The organism is uncultured Rummeliibacillus sp. (genome assembly GCF_934216135.1).
Lineage (GTDB): Bacteria > Bacillota > Bacilli > Bacillales_A > Planococcaceae > Rummeliibacillus.
Map to the genome: position 1 here is coordinate 81,343 of NZ_CAKQBI010000010.1, position 25,678 is coordinate 107,020.

At 33.8% G+C, this 25,678-nt stretch carries 23 protein-coding genes; 9 read left to right on the forward strand and 14 right to left on the reverse strand.

Features of this window, described 5'->3' with window-relative positions:
- Positions 1-9: 9 nt before the first annotated feature.
- From Q0977_RS08740 to Q0977_RS08755, 4 genes are all read right to left on the reverse strand, one after another.
- Positions 10-582, reverse strand: coding sequence for a GNAT family N-acetyltransferase (locus Q0977_RS08740; RefSeq protein WP_299512667.1), 573 nt, complete (start codon positions 580-582; stop codon positions 10-12).
- A 98-nt stretch (positions 583-680) separates the two neighbouring features.
- Positions 681-1,949 (reverse strand): hypothetical protein, encoded by a 1,269-nt coding sequence (locus tag Q0977_RS08745; RefSeq protein ID WP_299512670.1) that lies wholly within the window; start codon positions 1,947-1,949, stop codon positions 681-683.
- A 504-nt stretch (positions 1,950-2,453) separates the two neighbouring features.
- Positions 2,454-3,293 carry a hypothetical protein gene (locus tag Q0977_RS08750; protein ID WP_299512673.1) on the reverse strand — a complete coding sequence of 280 codons (840 nt, stop codon included), beginning with the start codon at positions 3,291-3,293 and terminating at the stop codon, positions 2,454-2,456.
- The gene (locus Q0977_RS08755) at positions 3,280-3,798 is read right to left on the reverse strand and encodes an RNA polymerase sigma factor (protein WP_299512676.1); all 519 of its coding nucleotides are present in this window, start codon (positions 3,796-3,798) and stop codon (positions 3,280-3,282) included. The genes Q0977_RS08750 and Q0977_RS08755 overlap by 14 nt, the downstream gene beginning before the upstream one ends.
- 179 nt (positions 3,799-3,977) lie before the next feature.
- Between Q0977_RS08755 and Q0977_RS08760 the strand changes: the two genes are divergently transcribed.
- Entirely contained in the window at positions 3,978-5,342 is a 1,365-nt protein-coding gene (locus Q0977_RS08760) for a PLP-dependent aminotransferase family protein (RefSeq protein ID WP_299512679.1), read from the forward strand.
- Positions 5,343-5,427: 85 nt separating this feature from the next.
- Here the strand turns inward: Q0977_RS08760 and Q0977_RS08765 are convergent, their stop codons facing one another.
- From Q0977_RS08765 to Q0977_RS08795, 7 genes are all read right to left on the reverse strand, one after another.
- Positions 5,428-6,612, reverse strand: a complete 1,185-nt coding sequence (locus Q0977_RS08765) for an MFS transporter (protein ID WP_233548105.1) — start codon at positions 6,610-6,612, stop codon at positions 5,428-5,430.
- A gap of 158 nt (positions 6,613-6,770) precedes the next feature.
- Complete coding sequence (locus Q0977_RS08770; protein WP_119416458.1) at positions 6,771-6,992, reverse strand: hypothetical protein; 222 nt, start codon at positions 6,990-6,992, stop codon at positions 6,771-6,773.
- 45 nt (positions 6,993-7,037) lie between these two features.
- Entirely contained in the window at positions 7,038-8,516 is a 1,479-nt protein-coding gene (locus Q0977_RS08775) for an NCS1 family transporter (RefSeq protein ID WP_299512685.1), read from the reverse strand.
- 126 nt (positions 8,517-8,642) lie between these two features.
- Complete coding sequence (preA, locus tag Q0977_RS08780; protein WP_299512688.1) at positions 8,643-9,929, reverse strand: NAD-dependent dihydropyrimidine dehydrogenase subunit PreA; 1,287 nt, start codon at positions 9,927-9,929, stop codon at positions 8,643-8,645.
- A 19-nt stretch (positions 9,930-9,948) separates the two neighbouring features.
- On the reverse strand, positions 9,949-11,292 hold the full coding sequence (locus tag Q0977_RS08785) for an NAD(P)-dependent oxidoreductase (RefSeq protein WP_119416461.1): 1,344 nt from the start codon (positions 11,290-11,292) through the stop codon (positions 9,949-9,951).
- Positions 11,293-11,307: 15 nt separating this feature from the next.
- Positions 11,308-12,714 (reverse strand): dihydropyrimidinase, encoded by a 1,407-nt coding sequence (gene hydA / locus Q0977_RS08790; protein ID WP_124217894.1) that lies wholly within the window; start codon positions 12,712-12,714, stop codon positions 11,308-11,310.
- 14 nt (positions 12,715-12,728) lie between these two features.
- Positions 12,729-13,967, reverse strand: a complete 1,239-nt coding sequence (locus Q0977_RS08795) for a Zn-dependent hydrolase (RefSeq protein ID WP_299512694.1) — start codon at positions 13,965-13,967, stop codon at positions 12,729-12,731.
- A 161-nt stretch (positions 13,968-14,128) separates the two neighbouring features.
- Between Q0977_RS08795 and Q0977_RS08800 the strand changes: the two genes are divergently transcribed.
- From Q0977_RS08800 to Q0977_RS08830, 7 genes are all read left to right on the forward strand, one after another.
- Positions 14,129-15,295, forward strand: a complete 1,167-nt coding sequence (locus Q0977_RS08800; RefSeq protein WP_299512697.1) for a PucR family transcriptional regulator — start codon at positions 14,129-14,131, stop codon at positions 15,293-15,295.
- Positions 15,296-15,411: 116 nt separating this feature from the next.
- Entirely contained in the window at positions 15,412-16,773 is a 1,362-nt protein-coding gene (locus Q0977_RS08805) for an aminotransferase class III-fold pyridoxal phosphate-dependent enzyme (RefSeq protein WP_299512700.1), read from the forward strand.
- 12 nt (positions 16,774-16,785) lie between these two features.
- Positions 16,786-17,931, forward strand: coding sequence for an iron-containing alcohol dehydrogenase family protein (locus Q0977_RS08810; RefSeq protein WP_299512703.1), 1,146 nt, complete (start codon positions 16,786-16,788; stop codon positions 17,929-17,931).
- A 197-nt stretch (positions 17,932-18,128) separates the two neighbouring features.
- The gene (locus Q0977_RS08815; protein WP_124217891.1) at positions 18,129-18,608 is read left to right on the forward strand and encodes a GNAT family N-acetyltransferase; all 480 of its coding nucleotides are present in this window, start codon (positions 18,129-18,131) and stop codon (positions 18,606-18,608) included.
- 359 nt (positions 18,609-18,967) lie between these two features.
- Positions 18,968-20,353 (forward strand): alkaline phosphatase, encoded by a 1,386-nt coding sequence (locus Q0977_RS08820; RefSeq protein ID WP_158582378.1) that lies wholly within the window; start codon positions 18,968-18,970, stop codon positions 20,351-20,353.
- A 99-nt stretch (positions 20,354-20,452) separates the two neighbouring features.
- On the forward strand, positions 20,453-21,109 hold the full coding sequence (locus tag Q0977_RS08825) for a hypothetical protein (RefSeq protein ID WP_119416469.1): 657 nt from the start codon (positions 20,453-20,455) through the stop codon (positions 21,107-21,109).
- A 234-nt stretch (positions 21,110-21,343) separates the two neighbouring features.
- The gene (locus tag Q0977_RS08830; protein WP_233548107.1) at positions 21,344-22,159 is read left to right on the forward strand and encodes a glucosaminidase domain-containing protein; all 816 of its coding nucleotides are present in this window, start codon (positions 21,344-21,346) and stop codon (positions 22,157-22,159) included.
- 163 nt (positions 22,160-22,322) lie between these two features.
- On the opposite strand, the gene Q0977_RS08835 is transcribed toward Q0977_RS08830, so the two are convergent.
- The 3 genes from Q0977_RS08835 to Q0977_RS08845 all read right to left on the reverse strand — a co-directional run bounded on the left by Q0977_RS08835 (position 22,323) and on the right by Q0977_RS08845 (position 24,445).
- Positions 22,323-23,021 carry an LrgB family protein gene (locus Q0977_RS08835; RefSeq protein ID WP_119416470.1) on the reverse strand — a complete coding sequence of 233 codons (699 nt, stop codon included), beginning with the start codon at positions 23,019-23,021 and terminating at the stop codon, positions 22,323-22,325.
- Positions 23,018-23,389: a CidA/LrgA family protein gene (locus Q0977_RS08840; RefSeq protein WP_367269462.1), complete on the reverse strand. Its 372-nt coding sequence runs from the start codon at positions 23,387-23,389 to the stop codon at positions 23,018-23,020. Before Q0977_RS08840 ends, Q0977_RS08835 begins: the two co-directional genes overlap by 4 nt.
- Before the next feature lie 171 nt (positions 23,390-23,560).
- Positions 23,561-24,445, reverse strand: a complete 885-nt coding sequence (locus Q0977_RS08845; protein WP_119416471.1) for a LysR family transcriptional regulator — start codon at positions 24,443-24,445, stop codon at positions 23,561-23,563.
- 274 nt (positions 24,446-24,719) lie between these two features.
- Between Q0977_RS08845 and Q0977_RS08850 the strand changes: the two genes are divergently transcribed.
- Positions 24,720-25,676 carry an MBL fold metallo-hydrolase gene (locus tag Q0977_RS08850; RefSeq protein ID WP_367269463.1) on the forward strand — a complete coding sequence of 319 codons (957 nt, stop codon included), beginning with the start codon at positions 24,720-24,722 and terminating at the stop codon, positions 25,674-25,676.
- The last annotated feature ends 2 nt before the right edge of the window (positions 25,677-25,678 follow it).

Here is a 25,678-nt window from a genome sequence, read left to right on the forward strand (position 1 = left end):
CAATGCTTACTATAACATGTGTTTCAAGCGTTTTTTTACTTCTAACCATTCTTCATTCGTTACACTATACATCACAGTATCTCTAACTGTCCCATCTTTTCTTATCATATGATTTCTTAATATTCCTTCTCTTTTCGCACCAATTCGTTCAATTGCATTTTGTGACCGAGTATTTTCATGATCTGTTTTAATTTGGACCCGATTTAAATGTAAGATTTCAAAGCAATATTGCAATAACAGATATTTACAATTCGTATTTATGGCTGTTCGCCAATATGCGGGTGTCAACCAAGTTGAACCAATTTCTAGTCGATTATGTCTTTCATTAATATCCATAAATCTTGTTGATCCAATAATTTCGTTACTGACAGGCTCAATAATAACAAACGAAAATTCAATTCCTTTTTCTTTATTCTTTAATGCAGTCGATACATATTTTTTCACATCTTCAAGCGTTTCTAACGTTACTGATAAGTATGACCAGATTTCCGGGAAAGTGGCTACTTTTAAAATTCCATTAATATCACTTTTCTCCATCGGTTTTAAAATCACTTGTTCATTATGTAATTCAGTAAATTTCATATTTCTCAACTCCTTCCTTCTAATCTATTCTGTTTTTGGTATAAATAACATAACCAAATCTAACAAAACAGACCATACCAGAAGCTCCATTCACTTTATCACAAATTATTTAACTCAATTATTTCACCTGTAGAGGCATTGATACCATAGGCACAATCTAATTTGCCACATAGAATATATTGTTTTTGCTCGTGATCATAGACAAAAGTAGGCTTTAGTTCAAAATAATCCTTTAACTTTTCGTAAGCATCTTCTTCTGATATGACAATTCTCTCAGGCAATCGATATAAGTCAAAGGTTTCCAACATGAATTTATTGTCAAGATAATTAAGTACTTCTAATGTTACTCTATCAATAATTAGCAATAGCTTTCTTTGCAAGACGCAGCTTTTCTTCTCACTTCCCGCAAGGATTGCATGAATATATCCTTTATCCCGACAAAGTTCTGATAATTTCCAGTTTCCAGAATCGAATGGATATTGTTGACGTAAAAAATTTGTTACAGCGATTTCACATTTTTCTCTTTCTTGCTCACTAATTGGGATTAAATCTGGATGTGACTCACCAGAAAACGCTAACTCCTCCGGTATTTCTTCAATTATTGCAATTTCTTTTCTCTCAAATTGATCTGAAAGTCTCGATTCCCAAGTAATTATTTTATCTATCTTCAAATGTTCCTTTCCTATTAAAGATACTTCATAAGGAATTGTTGAAAGATCATTTTTTATATAAATTTCCTCGACAGCGTATATCTCAATTAGCTTTTTATAAATAGCGGATGGATAATCGATTAATTTCAATTGAGCTCTTTTTAGTTCATCTATTTTCTCCAACGAAAGCGTATAATCTTCCTTCAGTTGTAAATCTAAGTTAGGAAAATGTCCATTAACAGAGAAAAATATAATTCTCCCATCATAATCATACTTTAGTTCAATATCTCCAAATGGTGATACTTCCTGTCCATTAAGGCAAGATTTAAAATATAAACGTCCCTTTTCCACCTCTACTAGATGGAACTGTTTGTTAAAAGTAAGATTTGTTTGCTCTTCTACCCAATTAATAATTTCTCTAGTATCTAAACCTGAAAAAGTATACTGATTTGAATAGGATTTCTCTCCAACGAAAATGGCACTTTTTGTATGATAACTATTTATATCTATTTCTATTACTGCTGCTCCCTCTGGATTTAGTCCTTCCTCAAGTAACTCGTCATCAATGAAATCTGGAAACCATTCCATGCAAAGTGTATAATTCGTATTTTTGAAAAGATCAATCGTTCTGGAAAAACTATAATGATGCAAATTATATTGCTCCAATCCAAATTTCTCTCTTGTAAAATCAATTAATACGCTTAGCCTCGGCCCCATAAAATCTCTCCTTCTCGATAATTGATGAAAAATTCTGTTTTATGTAATTTTAACTCAAATAATCTATTATTAATACGAAAAAACCTTAAAAAGGTTTCTAAAATATTCAAATTTAATATAATTATTTACAAAATTCGCATTATTCTATTTTACAATGATCAAGTGGTGTATAAAATGAGAAATTCTTCTTAATCGGGCTAACTCGTTATCTTGTCACTTGTTTTTACGAAATTTTAAAGAAAAAGAAAGAATTTTTATGGAAAAATTCGATTGATATTGCGGAATATAAGAAATATGAAGTAAAGTATGAATATTCCTGTAGAGTTAGCCCTTCTAAAAGTTAATTTAGAATAAGAAAAAAAGGACTACTTTTTAAAAGATAGCCCTTTCTATATAGAAAAAAATCCCTATAATCATTTGTTTTCTTTATTTCGAATTTGCCTCCATATAATATAGTTTGCAAATTTCTTTTTAGTTGAGCATTTATAGAACAATCCAATGACATTAATATTTTTCAACTTTTCCAATCATATTCTTTTCTTTATCTAGGATTATAATCTCGTAATTAGAGTTACCAATTTGCTTTTGCGTTTTTTCTTCAGCAAAATAATCCTGTAATTCATTTTCAATTTTTTTCACAATAATTTTTGTATCTTTATCTTTTTCTAATCCTGTACGGATGGTTATATTCACAAGATCTTTTCCCTCTTTGAAACTTATTCCTTTCATCTTGTAAGTAGACTTTCCTGCCATTGAATTATAAATATTTGAAACAATAATTGGCCATTTTGTTTGCAAAACCTTTCCTTCCACTTTTACTTCACCTGTCATTTTAGTCTCTTTAGTGGGGTTTGGTTTATGATAAGGTGTAATTTCCAACTTATAATCATCGATATTCTCTTTTTTCAAAAGTTTTTTTATTTTAGGTATTAGTATAGATTTCTGTTCATCAAATCTTTTGCCATTTGACATAAGTCCAATGTTAATAGTAAAAGGATTCGTGCTTATTCCAACGTTTTGAAAGGCAATCTTCTCCACTTCAAGCAGTTTGCTAATTTTTCTATCAATATAAGAATTTTGGTCATTACTTATATTCATAGGAAGCAATTTTTGCATAAAATCAGTAGCAGTTGATGAATACAAAGGTAATGTGCTAACAATAATACAACCTATCAAAATATAACTAAGCACTAGCTTAAAACTTTGCTTTCGAGGTTCATCATTTTGAACAGCTGATATCATTCGTTTTTTTTGCTCTTCAATATTTTCTGAGTGTAGCTGAAGTGAGTTATCAAAGGACTCAAGTCTTTTATCTAATTGTTCAGTACTTTTAGATTCCTTCATATTCAAACCCTCCTTCGACTAAACCTTTTCTTAATTCAACAAGGCCTCTTTTTAAATTAGATTTCACTTTACTTTCGGACCAGTTCAATATTTCTGCTGTTTCTATTGTAGAAAATCCTTTAATTTTACGTAACAATATCACTTGCCTAAAATGTAGCTTTAATGTTTGAATTGCATGATATAACTGCATTTCTTCTTCCTTTAGTTGTAGCATTTGTTCAGGTAGTGGTTTCGTATCTCGTTCATTTAAGGTCAATTCTATATAATATTTCAAAACATTTTTCTTTCTCATAAAATCGATTGTGGTATTTTGCGCTATCTTGAAGATCCACGTTTTAAAGCTAGAATTTGATTGATATGAGTCATAATTTTTATAAGCCTTTATAAATACCTCTTGTAATATATCTTCTGCCAAATAATAATCTTTTGTATTCATCAAAATATATGTAAAAATCATTGTGCCAAATTCATCATACCAACTGGACACGAGTTGATTAGTATTCATTATCCCAACTCCTTTTATATATCTATATATTAGACGAATATTTTGAAAATTGGTCGCAACTTAGTGTCACTATTCTTCTTTTTTATGAAAATCCCTTTCTAACAGACATCAACTCTTTCTATAGTAATCTTTGGTATGATTATGTTAGATTCTTTTATTCATAATAGAGGTGAATACTTATGGAAGTTAATATTAATCTAAACAATGACTCTCCCAAATACGTTCAAATTTACGAGCAACTTAAAAACACCATTGTGACAAAGAAACTTCCTGCTCATAGTAAATTACCTTCAAAACGACATTTAGCTGAAGATTTAAACGTTAGCGTTCATACAGTTAAAGAGGCATATGAACAATTAGATGCAGAAGGGTTTATTTATAGTAAAGAAAGATCTGGCTATTTTGTATCCCCATTTGAATTTGAATGGCAACAAATTAAAGATACGAAACCTATTCAACACGTCTCAAAAACATCATCTATTAAAGTGGATATTGATTTTCATAATGGTGATGTCGATGCCTCTTCTTTCCCTTTTACATCATGGCGTAAATTATTTAAAAAACATTTACAACCAGAAAATTTAGCAAATCCCCCATGGCAAGGCGAACCTACTCTCCGTTTTGAGATTGCTCAATATGTACAACGTTCGAGAGGTGTACAGTGCGATGCTTCGCAGGTGTTTATCTTTGGAGGTACACAACATCAGCTTCAAGCATTATGTCATTTTTTTGGAGCAACTAGTATTGCTGGCATCGAAGAACCTGGTTTTAAAAGAGCTCGCGCTATTTTCCAGCAATATTGCAAACAGACATATCATATTGTTGTTGATGAATATGGGGTAACTGTGCCTACACAAAAAATGGACTTTTTGTATACAACTCCTGCTCATCAATTTCCATTAGGAATGCTAATGTCATCTGAGCGTAGGGCAGAATTATTAAATTGGGCACAAAAGTATAATGCTTATATTATTGAAGACGATTATGATTCAGAATATAGATTTAAAGGTCAACCAATCCCCTCTTTAGCAAAAATGGATCAACTGCAACAAGTCATTTATTCCGGTACATTCTCAAAAACACTTATACCATCCATTCGCATTAGCTATTTAATATTGCCATCATCATTAGTCGAAGCATTTACTAATTTTTATAAAGATCAAAAATCAGTTGTTTCTAAAATAGACCAACTCATTTTAGCAGACTTCATTACCCAAGGGCTTTTTGACAAACATTTAGCAAAAATGAGAACACTATATCGAAAAAAGCAAATTGCATTAATAACATCTATCAAGACTCATTTACCAAGCACATTTCAAATTATTGGTGAAAAATCAGGACTGCACATCGTTTTAAAACTGCCCAACACTTTAAGTGAAAAAGAAGCAATTCAAAAGGCTTTGGGCATAGGAGTATGCGTTTATCCTAGTTCAACTTCATACTATAAACCTTCAGCTCAGCAAATGATTATATTAGGATACGGAGGGCTATCATTTGAACAAATCGAGGAAGGAATACTTAGATTAAAAAAAGTGTGGGATTAGCAATCGTCTAACCAAATCTGTACTTTTTATACACTCACAACCAACTATAAAAGGAGCTATCCAATTGGATAACTCCTTTTACTATTTAAACTTTAATAGCATCTCTTTTCAAAAACGCTAATCGATAAAATACAAGGCTTAGTAAGAAAACTATTGCCATCACAATGTATAGCTGAGATTCAAAATGAACTAGTAGCCATCCTCCAAATACTGGTCCCATAAAACCACCTAAGTTTTTAAACTGTGAAGCTCCTAAATAGGTTGCTTTTTGTGTAGCAGGAGCAATTTCTTCGATTAAAGCATTCATCATTGGAAAAGCGAAGATTTCACCAATTGTAAATATAATCATTCCAACAACAAATACCCAAGTTGTAGTGGCAACATTAAAGATGAGGAAACCAGCTGCGAAAAACAAGATACCAATAACCAAACTTTTCATAATAGAAATCCGTTCTGTATATATGCCAATTGGTAATTGTAATGCTAATACGACAATCGCATTAAGTGTGATTAGTAAAGAATAGAGTTTAACACCATTCTCAATATTTAAATTTATGTACTGTGGTAAAGTCGAGTCGAATTGTGAGTATCCAAGACTAACTAAAATTCCACCTGCAAGTAAATATAATAGTTTTCGATCACCTAATACAACTTTAAGCATTTGAATAATTGTTTGTTTTTCTGTAGTACTCTTAGGTGTCACTTCATACTTTTTAAAGACAAAAATTAAAAATAACCCGTAAATTGTATACATTGAACCTGTGATTAAAAAAGGAACTTTTGCACTGGATAGGCTAGAAATCCATACACCACATAATGGTCCGATCACGGCTGCAATGTTAATCGCTGTATAGCGAAATGAAAATAACCGTCTTCTCTTTTTTTCCTCTGTAAAATCAATCATTAATGCTTGTGAGGCAGGTTCAAAAAAGGAACGACATAAACCATTGATTGCATTCAACAAAATAAAAAAAGAAACAACTCTAACAGTTGCAAAACCTATAAATACTGCACTCCATATAAAAATGGTTGTCAGCATGATAAATTTTCTTCCAAACTTATCTGTCAAATAACCACCTATAAAACCACCAAATGTTGCACATAGTTGAGCAATTCCTAATGTAATTCCAATCATTAGCGGAGAAGCATGTAGTTCACTTTGAAGATAAATAGCTAAAAAAGGAATAGTCATAAAACTAGCAATACGAGTAAAAATCGTACCATTTAATATAATCCATACAATCGGATGAAAAAAGGACATAAATTGCATCATTCGAACTCCTTTTATATAATGCAATAACTTTATCTTACTATTTGCTAAATTACAATATAGACTTTCGAATGAAACATTAAAAAAAGTACATATAGTAGAGGATTAAATCCTTTACTACGTGTACTGAAGAGAGGAAAATTTTAAATTGAAATAACTCATATTAAGGTTTTATACACTTGCTCGAATACTTTAACCGATGCATATTTACGCGCATCTGCAGAACCTATATGAAGCTCTTTTGAATCATTACTTTCTTGATGATAAAATTCAATTTTTGCACCATCAAGATTTTCTGTAAAAGTTTTCATACAATATTTTTGAAGCAGTAAACGATCGATTTGATCAATTTCATCGATTGTTTGTAAGTATGCCGACATCAGAATCACTCCTTTTCGAATGCAAAACTACAACTTGTTTTAAAACTATTTAGGGCTTAAATTGGGTGTGAGCTCCGGTATTTGTTCTTGCTTTTCTTGAGGTGATATTTCCCAATCACGTCCTACTGTTATACCCAAATATTTTCTATCACTTGGATCTGTAATTTCCTTTTGTGGGTATTTTTTAAACCACCAATATTTTGCCAGAACATAGTAAAGAACAGCTCCAACTGCAAATCCTACCAATGAAGAATAAGTTGGTAATAAATTTGCTATAATACCGCCAATAATCCAAGAAATCAGTCCAGCTAGATTAAAACCATTCATATATTTATACTGCCCTGAAATCTCATAAAGTTCCTCCACATTTAATCGACGTTTGCGTAGTAAATAATAATCTGCAAACATAATGCCAACTATTGCAGTTAAAATACCACCTATAATTAGAAGAACTGAATTCAATACATCGAAAAGACTCCAAGGTTGTGCTAGAGTACCAATAATTCCAGCAATTACGACACCTATCCAGAAAGGGACTTTTGGACCACCAATATTAGAAAAGATTGTTGCAGCCGGAATGACATTTGCTGAAGTATTTGTAGACCATTGCGCTAATACAATCATTAACAATAATATTGCTAATACAAATCCGCTTGCAGACTCTTGTAATGCGGCAACAGGATCACCGGATGAAACGGCCATATAACAAACTGCACCGATGACAATCATAAATGTGTTGACAACTGGCATCACAATAAGCGAACCTACCAGTTGTGTCTTATTGCGTTTAATCCAATTTTTTTCATTTTTTGGTGCTTTGAAAAAACGAGATAGAGAAGGCATGTCAGCTGCTAATGTTGCCCAGAAGCCCATATTTGCCATTACAACAACCATAAATGCTGTAAATGTAGCCATTCCTGTTGTTGGAGATTCAACCCATGACCATACTTCTTTCCCTGAAGAAGTTGCCTTATCAGCAAGTGCTACATACATCCAACAAGAGATGAAAATAATGATTGGCGCGGCTAAATCTGCAAAACGTTCAATCGATTTAATACCTAAAGAAGTATTTAATAATTGGAATACGGCAAAGAATACGAAACAGACAAACCAGTTATCAAAATCAAATAAAATATTTAAAATTCCATTGATCGCTAAAGAACCAAAATACGTATTAATACCAAACCAACACGATGCGGTTATCCCCCTTACCAATGAAGGGAGATGCGTTCCGAATGTGTCAAATGGAGCACGCATATAAACAGGAAATGCTAGCCCATGTTCCACACCAATATCACCTATAAGTACCATGAAAATTCCAATTGTTAAGGAGCCGACCAATGTAGCGAAAATTAGCATCGGCATAGGTAAATGGATAATTCCTGCAGCACCAATAGCGAATGCGGCTAATACAATCGCCATCCCTACCCAAATAACTGAAAAACCAAAAGCACCAACATTTCGTTTCTCATAAGAGATAGGCAATAAATCAGGGGATTTCAAATAATCATTTTTTTGCTCCATAGGCATAACCTCCACATTTTTCAATTTTAACGAGGGCATTTCCTACCCTAATATTTCATCTCACTATATCTAAAATAACAACTTGGGAATTTATTAAGACCAGTTACTTTGCCAAATTACTAACATCTACTTTCCAATTGGCTCAGCGGTTGTATTCAATACTTTTAGCATTTCCTGACGTTCGTTCCATGTCATAGACGGCAAAGTATTTTTCACTTCTTTCATCGTAATGGCTCCTTCTTCTGGGCAAACAATAGCGCATAAATTACAGCCAACACAATCTTCCTCACGTATTTTCAGTTGAGAAAGTCCGCTTGCATCATGATAAAGGTCAATAGCTTGATGGGATGTATCTTCACATGCAATATAGCATTTATTACAATGAATACATTTATCATTATTGATTTCTGCTACTACCTTATAATTTAGATCTAAATTACCCCAATCAGAATATTTTGGTACGGATTGCCCGACAATGTCCATCACTGATGTAATACCTTTTTCATCCAAATAATTATTCAATCCATCGATCATATCTTCTACGATACGAAAACCATGATGCATCGCAGCGGTACAAACCTGGACACCGGTTGCACCCATCAATAAAAACTCAGCAGCATCTTGCCAATTTGATATTCCACCTATCCCTGAAATTGGTAGATTAATATGTGGACTTCGAGCACATTCCCCAACCATATTCAACGCAATTGGTTTTACCGCTGGTCCGCAATAACCACCATGTGCCCCTTTACCACCAACATGAGGAATTGTATTCCAAGTGTTTAAATCAACTCCAGCTAAACTATTAATCGTATTTATCATACTAATCGCATCCGCCCCACCTCTTACTGCTGCTTCGGCAGTTACGGTAATATCCGTAATATTTGGCGTTAGCTTCACAATAACAGGCGTTTTAGCCATTTCTTTTGCCCAGTAGGTTTGCTTTTCAACAAGTTCAGGTACCTGACCAGATGCAGCTCCCATACCACGTTCAGCCATTCCATGGGGACACCCAAAATTTAATTCCAAACCATCTACTCCGACGTCTTCTACTCGTTTTACAATTTCATGCCACTTTTCTTGTTTCGGTTCTACCATTAAAGATGCGATAATCGCATGATTGGGAAAGCGTTTCTTTGTCTCATAAATTTCTTTTAAATTTATTTCAAGTAGACGGTCAGTAATGAGCTCAATATTGTTGAAGCCTGCAACTTTCTGTCCATTGAAACTAACTGCTGCAAATCTAGACGATACATTTAAAATAGGATCGCCAAGTGTTTTCCAAACTGCACCTCCCCAACCAGCTTCAAATGCTCTTTGTACTTGATATCCAGAATTGGTTGGTGGAGCAGAAGCTAACCAAAACGGATTTGGTGACTGTATTCCTGCAAGATTTATTCGTAAATCAGCCATATAATCCCCCCTCTTTGTGTTAGGCAATCTCTGATGATTGTTTTAATGAATGATGAATTGCATATGCGCAATCTTTCCCTTGTTGGACAGCTGAAACGACTGTTGCATCACCATAGCCATTTCCATATATCACATCACCACAGGCATATACCTTTGAATTAGATGTTTGAAGTGTTACAGGATCAACTGAAGGAATGCCGTTACTTTGTTGAATGTTGAATTCCTGTATCAAATCTACTTGACGCTTTTGTCCAATTGCACGAATGACAAAATCTGTTGCTATCGTGAAGTTTGAATTTTCGACTTCTAATAATGCATCTTTTCTGTCATAGCAATCGACTAATTTCATTTGAACGCATTCTAATGCCATAACTTGGCCATCTTCATTCCCTACTACTTTTTTAGGTGAAGTTAGCCATTGAAATTCTACCCCCTCTTGCTTAGCAAATTCATATTCAAATGGATATGCTGTCATTTCATTGGCAGTACGACGATATAAAATCTTTACACTTGCTGCACCTAAACGAATTGCACAGGTTGCCGCATCGATCGCCGTATTTCCTGCACCGATAACGACTACTTTCTTGCCTATCATATTTTGCGGAACTGTTTCTTGCTTCGTTGTTTTGACAAACTCAATTGCATCAAGTACACCTTCTAGCATTTCTCCTTCAATATTTAAATTAGGGACTTTGCTCATTCCTACTGCCACTATAATTCGATCAAAGTTCTCCAATAACTCATCGCAAGTAACATCTTTTCCAACTCTCTTCCCTGTTAATATAGTTGCTCCTAATCGACGAACTTGTTCTACTTCCCAGTCAACAACTTCTTGTGGTAATCGGAATGATACAATCCCATGCTGATTAAGTCCTCCAGCCTTTTTTTCAGCTTCGAAGATTGTAACTTCATAACCCATTCGGCATAGTTCACGTGCAGCAGATAACCCTGCTGGTCCACTTCCTATAATAGCAATCCTTTTACCATTTGGAACACCAGCATTGAATAATGGAATATCTTGATTTTTTACCCAATCTGTTGCATAACGTTGAAGGGCTCCAATCTTAATTGGCTTGTCATCTTTTTGCATGACACAGGCACCTTCACAAAGTTCTTCAGTTGGACAAACTCTTGCACAACTTGCTCCCATTGGATTTGCTTCTAAAATTACTTTTGCAGAACCTTTTAAGTTTCCGGAAGCAATTTTTTTGATAAAGCTTGGCACATTAATACTTGTTGGACATGCTCGCATACAAGGTGCATCATAACAATATAAACAACGATTCGCTTCTTCCATTGCACTAGCTTTAGAAAAACCCAGTGTAACTTCTTCAAAATTCTTATCTAATAAACTATTAATCATTTAATCACCCCTATATTATTGAGTAACTACCTCTTTTGTTTCCTCCTTCTTCACTTGTCGTTTAATATACTGACCACTTCCTAAAGCACCAACAAACTCTTTATCTTTTACAACAAAATTCCCCCGACTTAACACACTAATAGGTTCCCCTGTTACTTTTAATCCTTCAAACGCACTATAATCGACATTCATATGATGCGTTTCAGCTGAAATAATACGTTCTTTTCTTGGATCAAATAAGACGATATCCGCATCTGATCCAACTGCTATTGTTCCTTTTTGAGGATATAAGCCAAAAATTTTCGCTGCATTTGTTGAAATCATATCAACGAATTCATTGATTGTTATTTTCCCCTTCACGACGCCTTCAGAATATAAGACACTAAATCTATCTTCGATAAATGGTCCTCCGTTCGGAATTTTTGAGAAATCATCAATTCCTAAACGTTTTTTACCATTAAAATTAAAGGAACATTGATCTGATCCAATTGTTTGAAGTTGTTTAGCTTTTAAGGCATTCCATAAAACTTCTTGATGTTCTTTAGGTCGAAGTGGTGGGGACCAAACGTATTTAGCTCCTTCAAAGTTAGGCTTTTCTAAAGCTGACTGATCGAGTGTTAAGTAAGGTGGGCAAGTTTCACCATACACTTTATACCCTTTTTGTCGTGCAGCAATGATTTCATCAACGGCTTCCTTACATGTCACATGCACTACATAAAGTTCAGCATCTGCTAAATGAGCCAACTCAATTGCTCGTTTTGTTGCCTCACCTTCTAATTGAGGAGGACGAGTTAAAGCATGATAAATTGGTTCTGTATGACCAAGCGCTTTTGCTTCCTCCACTAATTCGTCTATAACTGAACCATTCTCACAATGGACCATAACAACTGCACCCATCTCTTTTCCAACTTTAAAAGCTTGATAAAGGGTACGATCAGTAGCTTGAAATTCCTTCGCGTAGGCAAGGAATACTTTTATAGAAGTAATTCCTTCCTGCTCTAACACTTTCGGTAATTCAACCAAAGTATCTTCGTTTAAATCACCAATCATTAAATGGAATCCATAATCGATGACAGCTTTGTCTTTTGCCTTCTCATGCCACTTATCTACTGCATCCATTAGTTTTATTTCGCCTGCTGTTAAACAAAAATCTAAGATGGTTGTTGTACCACCAAATGCTGCTGCAATCGTACCCGATTCCCAATCATCATCTGTCACCGTATTATTAAAAGGCATATCTAGATGGGTATGGGGATCAATTCCACCTGGAAAAACATATTGTCCAGAAGCATCAATCACTTCCGCCTCATCATCTACGATTCCTTTTCCAATATAAGCAATCTTGCCATCTTCAATTAGAATATCCGCTTCATACTTATCAGCTGCTGTTACGATTGTTCCGCCAGTAATTAGTTTTTTCATAGTGTTCCTTCTTTCTATATAGTTTGTTTTTCTTTTACTAATTTCTCTTGAAGAGAGAGTACTGTTTGAAGTAAGACATTTGCCCCGTTTGCACAATCTTTAAAACTCGTTAGTTCTTCTTCGCAATGGCTTTTTCCATTTACACTCGGTACAAATATCATCGCCGAAGGTATATAGCTTGCCATAAATTGCGCATCATGCCCTGCTCCACTGTACATTCGATGAGAAGTATATCCGTATTTCTCACATGAATCTTCAATCGATTGACAGATGTCACTTTCAAATACAACTGTGTCCCTGCTCCATAGTTTTTCAAATAAGAGTTCACAACCATCAATATCAGATGGCAAATTATGAATAAAATCCTCCACTTTTGATATAATTGCTGGATGTTGGTGACGAGCTTCTAACGTAAATACCACCTTATTCGGAATGACCGTATGAATATTAGGTGAAACGTTCATTCTTCCCATTGTATAAACTAAATCTTGATCTAACGAAGCTAGTTTTTTTCTTAAAGACGTAATAATATCAGTAGCTGCAAATAATGGATCTTTTCGCATTGTCATAGGTGTTGTTCCTGCATGATCGGATTCACCTATAATCGTAATCTCATAACATACCATTCCAAGAACCCCTTCAACTACTCCTATATCTATCGCTTTACTCTCAAGCACAGGTCCCTGTTCAATATGAACTTCTAAATACGCTAAAGCTTCTTTTAAACGATTTTCTTTATCTCCTTGATAGCCGCTTCCTTCTAATGCTTCTAAAAAAGCAACTCCATTTTTATCCTTTGAATGTAGCATTTTTTCTTTATCAAACTTTCCAGCTAATACGCCAGAACTCATCATTGCTGGATCAAAACGCGCACCTTCTTCATTCGTAAAATTGACAATGACTATCGGTGCTTCAATCTCTATTTCAAATTCACGCAATGTTCTGACAACTTCAAGCGCAGTTAAAACACCTAAAACTCCGTCAAAACGTCCGCCTTTCTCAACTGAATCTAAATGTGAACCCATTACAATTGGAGGTAACTCTTTTTTGCCTGGCAATGTCGCATAAATATTTGCCATATCATCAAAGGTGACATCCATCCCAAGTTCTTCACAACATTTACAAAAGTAATTTCTTGCAGCAACATCTTCAGGAGATAAAGATAACCTTGTTACTCCGCCATTTGTAGTTTGACCAAACTTACTAAACATTTGAATTGATTCCTTTAAACGACTTTCATTACATATAAACAATATATTACCTCCCAAATACATGTTATTTTTTATTACATCTACTAACATTTCCAATTTTAGTGTATTATAAATTTATGGTATATAGTCATTTCACTAAAAAAACATGTGCATTCGCACAAAGTACTTTAGCTTTTCTACTATAGAAGTTAGGGGTGAAATAGATGATAACATTTCAACATTTTTTGGATTCACGAATATTTCATATGCTCGTTTTAAGGGGAGGGGCCGATGGATTAAACAATGAAGTCAGTGGTATAAACGTGATTGAAAGTGTAGATTTATCAAAATTTTGTCAAGCAAACGAAATTATTATTTCTACAGGTATTCATCTAAGTGAAAATACAGAGGCTCTTTTAGAACTTATTACAGCGCTTGCTCAAAAGCGAACTGCAGGATTAATCATTAATATAGGTCCTTATATTTCTAAAATACCAACCGAAGCAATAACTCTTGCAAATGATTTACAGTTTCCTATTTTTGAGATGGAATGGCGGTACCGTATTGCCGATTTATTGAAACTGACCTTTCACTTTCTTAATACTCATCATGAAAGAGAGCTAACTGAAGAAGATTTAATGAGAAAATTATTATTTACTGATGTTCAAGATCATTCGTTAGAGAAAGCTTTAGAACATTTTGGTTTTTCTAAAGAAGATGAAAAAGGCATCATTATATGTACCCCTTCTAGCGAGACCCAAGAAATCACAACTTACGAGAGAATTATTCGGCAAGCATTTTCTGTCCGTTACAAGTCATTTCTTCGGCTCATCGACAATAATCAGTTAATCTTCTTAATAAGTCGTTCCCATGTTCAAACTCCAGATATACCATTTTCAAGGACTGTCAACTCTATATTCAATCAACTTCAAGAGAATTACCCGACCCCCACTCCACTATTCATAGGAATGGGAAACTTTTATACAGATACAAAAGATCTTCAAAAAAGTTTAGAACAAGCTAAAACCGTTATAAAACTATCACAGCAGCATAAAAATCCTAATCTTTATAAATATACGGAAATTGGTGCCTACAAAATTATTATGGCAGTTGAAAATAGGGATCTTATACAACGATTTTATCAAGATATGTTAGGATCATTAGTTCAATACGATCAAATGCACAATACCAACATGAAAAGCTTTTTGCGAATTTTTATAGAGGAAGATGGAAGTACTTCTAAAATTAGCAAGAGAGAATTCATACATCGAAATACAGTTCTATATAAAGTCAAAAAAATTGAAACGCTTCTGGATGCTGATTTAAGTACTCCGTTTACTAAAACAAATTTATCAATTGCTTTCATGATTGAAGATATTTTATCAAAATAATAACTTTATGCATTTGCACAAACTTTTATGTCTGAATATTCATTGTTTTCAAAATAAATTGTTAGTATCCTTTTTATGTGAGATAAAATAACATCTATTTAAAAGGAGCTGTAACAATGGATAAAATATTGTCTAATGATATTCAAAAGGATCATCAAGAGTACGTTTTAACTTCTTGGTCCAAACAACTAGGTATACTTCCTAAAGTAATGACCAAAGCAGAAGGTGTTTTTTTCTGGGATGAAGAAGGTCGAAAATATTTCGATATGAGTTCTCAACTTGTCTACACAAACGTGGGCCATCAACACCCTAAACTACTTGAAGCTTTTAAACATATTGGAGAGATTCCACTATCATCTCCTGGTTTTGCCAGTGCATCTAAATCTGCCTTAGCAAAAAAAATTATTGAACTTGCACCGAATAATATGCAGAAAGTCTTTTTCACTTGTGGTGGTGCAGAATCTAACGATCATGCTATTAAAATTGCAAAAATGGTGACTGGTCGATATAAAATTTTCTCTCGTTACCGCTCTTATCACGGTGCAACATTTGGCGCTGGTAATTTGACAGGAGAAAATCGCCGGCTAAGTGCCGAGCCCGGTATTCCCGGTTTCGTTAAATTTGATATTCCCTATTTATATAGAGAAGCAATTGATTTTAGTAGTGAAGAACAAGCAACAGAATTTTATCTAAAACGTTTGCAACAGCAAATTTTATATGAAGGCCCAAATACGATTGCGGCTATATTCATCGAACCAATACCTGGCAGTAACGGTGTTATAATCCCGCCTAAGGGTTACTTAGAAGGTGTTAGAACATTATGTGATGAGTTCGGTATTTTAATGGTTTGTGATGAAGTGATGTCTGGGTTTGGACGCACAGGTAAAATGTTCGCCGTTGACCATTATGACTTTGAACCAGATATGATCACTTTTGCTAAAGGTATTACTTCTGGTTATGCACCCCTTGGAGGAGTTATTGTGAGCAATCAAATTGCCTCTTATTTTGATGATCATCCTCTAATGACTGGTCTAACTTACAGCGGTCATACAATGTGTACTCAAATCGGATTAGAAACTTTAAAAATTTATGAGGAAGAAAAACTCATTGATAACGCTTATAAAGTAGGTAAAGTTTTAGCTGAGCGTCTTGAACAATTATTATCCTACTCTATCGTTGGAGAAGTTCGTCATCTTGGTTTGTTCGCTGCGGTTGAGTTAGTAAAGGATAAAACAACCCGTGAGCCCCTCATTCAATATGGATTAGATTACGGACAGGATCCTGTTCGATTGATGAATAAATTCATATCAATGTTACTTAAAAAAGGATTTTACACCTATTCTCACGAATCTAGTATTATAATAGCTCCACCTCTTGTCATTACAGTGGATGAATTAAATGAAGCTATGGATATTTTCGAAAATGTCATACAAGAATTTGAAAAGTTAATCAATCAACCTAAATTTGCTTCAGTTTAAAGGAGGAATTATATGGAAAATTTCTATTATGAACAACCTGTACCGATTGATTTTGGTGTAGATAAAATCAAAGAGCTACCACAAATCTTAGAAAAATTTAATTTTAAAAAAGGATTATTGATTAGTGCACCTTCAATGATACGAAATGGAATTGCAAATGAGATAAAAGATGCTTCAAACGGTAAAATCGCAGCTATTTTTTCTGATATACAATCAAATCCAACCGTTCAAAATACAGATGATTGCGTTAAAGCCCTTATAGAAAATAATTGTGACTTTGCGATTGCGCTTGGCGGTGGAAGTATATTAGATTGTGCTAAAGTTGCCTGCTTTGTTGCAACAACTTCTTATACAACTGAAGTCTATTTTACGAAGCAACAACCAATTTCACACAAAGGATTACCAATGATTGCTATTCCTACAACAGCGGGTACTGCAAGCGAAATTACAAATGTATCTGTGTTAACTGATACAAAACGCGGTATAAAGGGGCCACTAGCAAGTGAGTTTTTATATCCTATTTATGCGTTAGTTGATCCAAAACTAACATTAAGCTGTCCTCAACAAGTAACAGCATCCAGTGGCTTAGATGTTTTAGCTCATTCATTAGAAGCTTTTTATGGAAAAAAGCACCAACCGTATACAGACCTAGTTGCCGAATATGCAGCAAAATTAGTTTTCGAAAATATCTTGGTTGCCTATCACGCTCCTGATAATATCGAAGCCCGTACCAATATGTGCCTAGCTTCCGTAACAGCAGGTATGGCATTTAACTTAACACAAACTGCTGCCGCTCATGCTTGTTCATACCCATTGACTCAAAATTTCGGTGTCCCACATGGAGAAGCATGCGCTTTAACTTTACCTACTTTCTGGAGACTCAACAGTATCGGTAAAGAAGCAAAAAGACTAGATGCTTTTAGCCGTCGTCTCGGATTTGAAGATGCTAAGGACTTAGCAGATCAAATTGATGAATTAAAGAAAGAAATGAAAATGTGCTTAACAATCGAAGATGCAGGTGTAAAAACAGAAGATGATTTAAACCTTCTAATTGCAAATAGCTTTGCTCCTAATATGCAAAATAACCCTGTAGAAATTAGTCCTGAATTATTAGAAAACCTTTATAAATCTATTTCAAGTGTTCATTCGAATAATTAAAAACTATTTTGACAGTGTAGCTTTATAAATGAGATTGACTAATTAAAATAGCATTCAGTAATTTATATCAAAGTATGATTAAAAACATAAAAACATCTCTTCTCCTCATATATTTCTAGAGAAGAGATGTTTTTAATTAGTTGATTCTGTTAGTTTCTTATTATAGAGGTCAAAAATTGGTGAGGTAAGTATATAAAATGAATTTATTTATGGAGAATATGAATGAAGAAATGGCTATCAACATTCTCAAATGGAAATACGAAGAGCCCTATGATTTTTACAATAATGAAATAACATATGAATCGAAGCAAGAATTACTTGACCATTCATACTACGCAATTGTAAATGAATTTAAAGAACTAATTGGTTTTTTCTGCATTGGGAAGAATGCACAAGTACCAATTGGTATTCAATTTGGTGCTTATATAGATGATTTTGTTGATATGGGTCTTGGTATGAATCCTAATCTTGTGGGCAAAGGTAATGGTTTTGAATTTTGCTCATTCATAATTAATTTTATTAAAGAAACTTATAAAAGTACGCCAATAAGATTAACTGTGGCCAAATTCAATTTAAGAGCTATCCATCTATATGAAAAGCTTGGTTTTGTTTTGGAAGATGAATTCAGCACCGATCTTATAGAATTTATTACTATGGTTAAAAAGGAAACTTATTAAAACCTCATATTCTATATATAGGTAATAAAAAGAGATGGCGAATTTATCGACGTCTCTTTTTTATGTGTTAGGTGCTAGCTTACTAGTATTTAGCTAAATTCGGCATCTCATTTCTCGGGAAATAATTAAGACGCAGGATAATTATTATGTTATGTTATCTTTTCTATTTAAGGTAAAACACCTCTAATAGTATTTCTCATATTAGCTCAATAATATTATTTTAACTTTAAGATGTTTTATATCTGTCTTTTGACAAATACTACTTTTAAAATAACTTAACATATCCTTACATTCTATCAATATTAGCTTAATAATGATTATTTATAGTTAAACTATACCAATTAAAGGAGGCAATACCATTGAAATCTTATTTATCAAAGAAACTTATTTCTATTGCTGCAATTTCCACACTTGCTTTAAGCAGCCTTACTATTTCAGCTTCGGATGTTGATGCAAAGACTACTACAAAGAAAAATGAAGTGAAAAACGTCATTTTCTTAATCGGGGATGGTATGGGGAATTCATACACTTCTGCTTACCGTTATTTAAAAAATAGTTCAAGTAATCAGTATGTAAACCAGACATCATTCGACAAATATTTAGTTGGACAACAAATGACATACCCTGAAGACCCAGAAGAAAATGTGACAGATTCAGCTTCCGCAGCAACTGCTATGTCAGCAGGTGTTAAAACATACAATAATGCCATTGCAGTTGATAATAATAAAGAGAATGTAAAAACTGTCTTAGAATCTGCTAAAGAAATGGGAAAAGCAACTGGTTTAGTTGCAACATCTGAAATTACACATGCAACACCTGCTGCTTTCGGTGCTCATGATGAGACTCGAAAAAATATGAATGGTATTGCAGATGATTATTTTGATGAATTGGTAAATGGAAAACATAAAATTGATGTGCTTCTTGGTGGTGGTAAATCTAATTTCGTCCGTCAAGACCGTGATCTTACAAAAGAATTTAAATCAGCAGGTTATAACTATGTTACTTCAAAATCAGAATTACAAAAAAATAACAATTCAAAATTACTTGGATTATTTGCTGATGGTGGGTTAGACAAATTGATTGACCGCAATGCTGCTACCCCATCACTTGCTGACATGACAAATGCAGCTCTTAAACAACTAAGTAAGGATAAAGACGGTTTCTTCTTAATGATCGAAGGAAGCCAAATCGATTGGGCTGGTCATGACAACGACATTGTTGCTGCTATGAGTGAAATGAAAGATTTTGAAAAAGCATTTGAAGCTGCTATTGCCTATGCTAAAAAAGACAAAAATACTCTCGTAGTTGCTACAGCTGACCATTCAACAGGTGGTTTCTCATTAGCTGCAAAAGATGATTATAACTGGTTCCCAGAAGCGATTAAAGCTGCTAAAAAAACACCAGATTATATGGCTCAACAAATAGCTGCAGGTGCTGATGTAGAAGAAACATTAAAAAAATACAGCGGACTTACTTTAACTGCTGACGAGATCAAATCGGTGAAAGATGTAACTTCAGGTAAAGCGACTGATATTGATAATGCCATTGAAAAAATATACGATAAACGTTCTAATACCGGTTGGACAACAGGTGGTCATACAGGCGAAGATGTAAATGTTTATGCTTTTGGACCTGATGCTTCTAAATTTGCAGGACAAATCGACAATACCGATCAAGCTAAAATTATCTTCAATATCATTGAAAAAAACAAAAAGAAAAAGACTAAAATAAAAGATCAATCATAATTATGAGGCAAATTTCATTGTCTTAAAATTACTCAAACAACATGATCTGGTCGTCCCTTTCAGTGGCGTCCAGATTTTTTCAAGCAAGGAGGAACAATATTGAATAAGTCTATTACTACCCTACTACTTAGTGGTTGTATACTAACTTTACTATCAGGTTGCTCAATACAATCTTCTACTTCAAATAGCTCTCATGCAGAAGCTGCCAGTAATACAGATTATCATAAAAATTATCAAGCAAATCCTCAAGTAACAGATGATCGAACATTATTAAATGTAGGAGATGAAATTACTGACAAACTCGGTTATGCAAAACTAAAAAAAGCAAATTTAAAGCAAAAGAGTTTTGAAATTGGTGATATCATCTTAACAATTCGGGATGTGAAACAAGTTTATCTTGAACCTACTTATTCAATGATTGATTATTTTCACGTTTTAACTCATGAGCCTACGTTTGATGTCGTCAAATCATTTGTTGAGATTACTAACAACAGTGATAAGACCGTTCATTTCTCCCCTGTTGCTTTACTAACTTCAAATACAGGGCAAAAATGGACATGGGAACAAGATATTTATCTAGATGACTTATCCGGTACAATAGAACCGAGTCAAACAAAAAGAGGAAATATTGGTTATATCCTTGATGAAGCTCATACTTCACCGACAAAATATGTCCTACAAACGAGTGATGTCTTTGACGAAAAAGAAAATAAAATTGCAGATAGCAAAAAAATAACCCTAACATTGCCAGAGTAAAATAGTAATCCCTTCTTTGTCTTCTAATAGAAGGGTTTTTTCTTTTATTTGGTAAAGAAACTTTTTATCTTAACATTCGTCTTAAAAAACATGGTAAACTATTATAGAATTGAAATAACCATAGATATGGGTTTTTTCATATATACTAAAAGGATTTGAACATAATTTATCCTTTTATAGGCAGCATTATTCAGCTATATTCTTCGCTTCTCTCGTTCTTGCGATAGAATCATAGTGCCTGTTTGGGAAAAAATATTAGAAAGGGAGGAAGGTTTCAAAGATTTCATTTTAAACCGTTTACCGATGAAAAAAGCTTTGTTACTTACACTATTTACTACAATATTATTTGCTACATCTGTTTTTATCATCATTCAACAATTATCTCAATCGGTTTCAGAGCCATCAAAAAAATACATAGAAGATCAAAGTGTGGAAAGCTTTATCGGCTCCATTGGTGAAAATGCGCGTGAGATTGCAGATAAACACGATTTGTATGCTTCTGTAATGATTGCTCAAGCTGTATTAGAAAGCAATGGTGGTACAAGTGATCTAAGCACCCCACCAAATAATAACCTTTTTGGCATCAAAGGTTCATATAAAAAACAATCTGTTACTTTCCAGACATCTGAGGACAACGGTAGTGGGCAAATGCATCAAATATATGCAAAATTTAGAAAGTACCCTAGTTACAAGGCATCTTTGGAAGATTACGCTGAATTACTTCATAATGGAGTGTCTTGGAACAAAAATTATTATAAAAAGACATTTAAAAGCAAAACCAGATCATATAAAGAGGCTACAAAATATTTAACTGGCACATACGCGACTGATACAAATTATCACCAAAAACTAAATTCAATCATAAAACAATACCATTTAACAGAATATGACCAACCAAAAAAGGAAAAGAAACAAGTAGTCGTAAAAAGTGGGGAAACATTAAATTCTCTTTCTCATAAATACGGTGTTTCTGTTACATCCATCAAACAATGGAATCGATTAGATAACAATGCAGTTGAAAATGGTCAAAAGCTTTTAATCTATCAATAATAAAAAGAGAGGCTTTCCATAATTAAAGAGATTATGGAAAGCCTCTTTTTTCTATAAAAATATCCACTTTAAAGGTATTGGGGCTGTGGTGGTCGAATACCACTACCCTCGTCGCGAAAAGTGTGCCTCTAAAATTACTGTTCAGGCACGTCGTTTTGTTTAGTTAGCCGACTAAATAATGCTGAAGAACAGGGAAAAAAGTATCTGATAAAACAATACTAATAAGAGCTGCTACAATCATTGCAAGACTTGAATAAGTTCCTTCTAATTCCCCTATTTCGAAGGCCTTAGATGTACCACAGCCATGAGCACCCATTCCCAATAACAAACCTTTTGCTGCGGATGTTCGTATTCGAATATATTTTATGACAAGCGGTCCAATAATACTCCCAGTTAACCCAGTAACAATAACAAATACAGCTGTCATAGTAGGCTCACCCCCTATGATTTCTGAAATATCCATTGCAATAGGTGTTGTAATTGAACGCGGAACTAAACTATTGACCATATCATTTGATAAACCAATCCACATTGCAAACAAAAAAGATGAAATGATGGCAACGGCACTACCTGTAACTAAGCTCAATCCAATTGCTTTTGCATGCTTCTTTAATAGTGGAAAGTTCTTATAAATAGGAACAGCGAATGCAACTGTAGCTGGTCCTAGAAGTTTAGATAACCAAGTCGCTCCTGAATTATAATCACTATATGAGGTATGAGTGATTAACAATATTGCAATAATAATTAGCGGACAAATTAATAATGGTGATAAGATAATCCAATTCATCTTTTTATAAACTTTCTTGCTTAATAAAAAGATAATAATAGTACCTATAAAGCTTATAAGACCAATTAAACTCATGCTTTTTTCGCACCCCTCTTTTGGACAGAATCTGCAACTAATCCTGTACAAGCCATCACGACGATTGTGCTTAACACAATTACAGCTACAAGCTTAACGCCAATAACACCCAGAATCTGGTCGTACTGCACAACACCTACTGCTGAAGGTACAAAGAATAGTAGTAATTCGCCAGTCAATAATCCCGCGCCAAGATCCACCCATTCAAGCTTCACAATATGTAACTGTAATGCAGTGAACAATAAGACCAAACCAATAATACTTCCAGGGATAGGCAAATGAACCAATCTTGCAATCCCATCACCTAAAAGCAAAATACCGTATAGAAAAATAATTTGAAGAATTATTTTGATTATTTTCATATACATATAAATCACACCTTTTTAAATTGTATTGAAAAAACCGTCTTAAACAATCTAGACGGTTATAAACAGAAACTACCTTATAATGGTTCGTCTTGCTTATCGATCTATTCAATACAATTACTTTACTCTATTGTTTAACATTCGTAAAATACATATTTTTTATATTTTGTATTCCTAAATGGAATAGTTTGGTGCGATATATTGGATAAAACTTTTCGTTGCATGGGATAAATATCGATCCTTTTTAACGATAAGAACAATCTCCCACGGTATAGACGGATTGACAATTGGTATTGCCTTAACAGCATTAGGATTAACTTTTTCAGCTATTGCTTTAGGGAACATGGCAATCCCGAGGTTATGCTCAACCATTTGACTGATAAAGTCCCATTGCGAACTTTCATATGCAATGTGAGGTGTAAATCCAGCATTTTCACACTCTTGTAATATGCGATCATGTAATGTGAAATCTTGGCTGAACAATAACATAGACTCATTTTTAAGATCTTGCATCGTAACTGTCTCTTGTTTTGCTAAGGGGTTGGATTGATTGACAATTAGCATTAATTGCTGTGATGTATACGGAATGACATGGAATTCTTCTGTATCAGCCGGTAACATAACAAACCCCATATCTAAATCGCCTGCCCCTACTAAATCTTTAATCACATTTGCTCCTCTCTCATCTATTTCAATAGTTATTCCAGGATACTTTTCTTGGAATCCTTTAATCATTTGCGGAAAAAAGAGAATACCTATTAAAGGAGGCATACCTATTTTTATTTTCCCCTTTTTTAATTGTGTTACATCTTCTAATACAACATCTAATTCATCTACTAAATTTAATATTTTCATCGCATGTTCATAGACCACTTCACCTACATCTGTTAATTCACTTTTTCGTGGTGAACGGTGAAATAGTGTAACATCCATTTGTTGTTCTAAAGATTTAACCACTTTACTCAATGTTGGTTGAGTGATATGTAAAATATCGGCTGCCTTTGAAAAGCTCTTATTTTTGGCAACAGTAACAAAATATTTTAATTCTCTAATTTCCATCTTCAATACACCTTTCAATTGATATTGAAACAACAATAAATTATCTATTTTAAGAATTGGGTTCGTAATAATTATAGCCATAACTACCTTGAATAATTTGATTATTGTATAAAAATTTCATAATTTCTATCATGACTGAGACTAGTTTTATTTTCTGAGATAGAGATAGTTTTCATATCAGTTTATTAAAATTTATAAATTTTCTTTCCAATAACAATATTTTCTTCTTTATGTTAAAATATACTCAATCATTAAATTTGGAGGGGGTTTTATATTGAAGTATGAGAAAATAGCCGATCATTTATATAGTATTGATACAAATGATCTAGGATTAAAAAACCGCACAACTTCTTATATAATAGTTGATGACAAAATTGCATTAATCGAAACATCAGCAAGCCCATCAATCCCTTATATTTTGAACGCTTTAGAAGAATTACATATCAAGCCAAGTGATATCGATTATTTAATCTTGACGCATATCCATTTAGATCACGCAGGCGGTGCTGGTGTAATGATGAAATACTGTCCAAACGCAACCGTGTTAGTTCATCCAAAAGGAGTCCGTCATTTAGTTGATCCTAGTCGTCTAATTGCCAGCGCAAGGTCCGTTTACGGAGAAAATTTCGATGCAATTTTCGGTGAAATTTTACCAATTCAAGAAAAACAACTTTATGCCATAGGAGATAGAGAAATTATAAGATTAGGATCCTCTACTCTCACTTTCTACTACACAAAGGGACACGCAAATCACCATATTTCAATACATGAATCATTAACAAATGGAATGTTTGTTGGAGATACAACAGGCGTTTACTACCCTGATATGACCGGAGAAGAATTCGATGTTATTCTACCTTCTACATCACCAAATCAATTTGATCCTAATTTGATGGAAGATTCGATTCAACTTTTTGAAAAGATTAAACCTAATGTACTTTATTTCGGTCATTACGGATCGTACACTCATCCACAATTTGCTTATGCAGAAGTTCGACGTTACTTACCTATTTTCATGGATGCGGGACGTCAAACCATGAAAGAAGAAACTGATTTTACAAAACAAGTTCAACGTACAGAGGAAATATTAACAAACTCTATTTTTGCAGAATTACAGGCAAAAGGTCTTTCTAAAGATCATCCTGTTTTTAAAATAATCCCATTAGATTTGGCAGTAAGTGCAATGGGGATTATAGATTATTTAAGTAAATCTTTAAACAAACCAACCTAATC

What these genes read in the sequence shown, in the direction of transcription:
- Q0977_RS08815 (WP_124217891.1), top strand. Translation starts at nt 18,129, where the DNA reads ATGAATTTATTTATGGAGAATATGAATGAAGAAATGGCTATCAACATT.
- Q0977_RS08810 (WP_299512703.1), top strand. Translation starts at nt 16,786, where the DNA reads ATGGAAAATTTCTATTATGAACAACCTGTACCGATTGATTTTGGTGTA.
- Q0977_RS08800 (WP_299512697.1), top strand. Translation starts at nt 14,129, where the DNA reads ATGATAACATTTCAACATTTTTTGGATTCACGAATATTTCATATGCTC.
- Q0977_RS08755 (WP_299512676.1), bottom strand. Translation starts at nt 3,798, where the DNA reads ATGAATACTAATCAACTCGTGTCCAGTTGGTATGATGAATTTGGCACA.
- Q0977_RS08845 (WP_119416471.1), bottom strand. Translation starts at nt 24,445, where the DNA reads ATGGAAATTAGAGAATTAAAATATTTTGTTACTGTTGCCAAAAATAAG.
- Q0977_RS08785 (WP_119416461.1), bottom strand. Translation starts at nt 11,292, where the DNA reads ATGATTAATAGTTTATTAGATAAGAATTTTGAAGAAGTTACACTGGGT.
- Q0977_RS08745 (WP_299512670.1), bottom strand. Translation starts at nt 1,949, where the DNA reads ATGGGGCCGAGGCTAAGCGTATTAATTGATTTTACAAGAGAGAAATTT.
- Q0977_RS08740 (WP_299512667.1), bottom strand. Translation starts at nt 582, where the DNA reads ATGAAATTTACTGAATTACATAATGAACAAGTGATTTTAAAACCGATG.
- Q0977_RS08770 (WP_119416458.1), bottom strand. Translation starts at nt 6,992, where the DNA reads ATGTCGGCATACTTACAAACAATCGATGAAATTGATCAAATCGATCGT.
- Q0977_RS08760 (WP_299512679.1), top strand. Translation starts at nt 3,978, where the DNA reads ATGGAAGTTAATATTAATCTAAACAATGACTCTCCCAAATACGTTCAA.
- Q0977_RS08805 (WP_299512700.1), top strand. Translation starts at nt 15,412, where the DNA reads ATGGATAAAATATTGTCTAATGATATTCAAAAGGATCATCAAGAGTAC.
- Q0977_RS08840 (WP_367269462.1), bottom strand. Translation starts at nt 23,389, where the DNA reads ATGTATATGAAAATAATCAAAATAATTCTTCAAATTATTTTTCTATAC.
- Q0977_RS08750 (WP_299512673.1), bottom strand. Translation starts at nt 3,293, where the DNA reads ATGAAGGAATCTAAAAGTACTGAACAATTAGATAAAAGACTTGAGTCC.
- preA (WP_299512688.1), bottom strand. Translation starts at nt 9,929, where the DNA reads ATGGCTGATTTACGAATAAATCTTGCAGGAATACAGTCACCAAATCCG.
- Q0977_RS08775 (WP_299512685.1), bottom strand. Translation starts at nt 8,516, where the DNA reads ATGGAGCAAAAAAATGATTATTTGAAATCCCCTGATTTATTGCCTATC.
- Q0977_RS08765 (WP_233548105.1), bottom strand. Translation starts at nt 6,612, where the DNA reads ATGCAATTTATGTCCTTTTTTCATCCGATTGTATGGATTATATTAAAT.
- hydA (WP_124217894.1), bottom strand. Translation starts at nt 12,714, where the DNA reads ATGAAAAAACTAATTACTGGCGGAACAATCGTAACAGCAGCTGATAAG.
- Q0977_RS08835 (WP_119416470.1), bottom strand. Translation starts at nt 23,021, where the DNA reads ATGAGTTTAATTGGTCTTATAAGCTTTATAGGTACTATTATTATCTTT.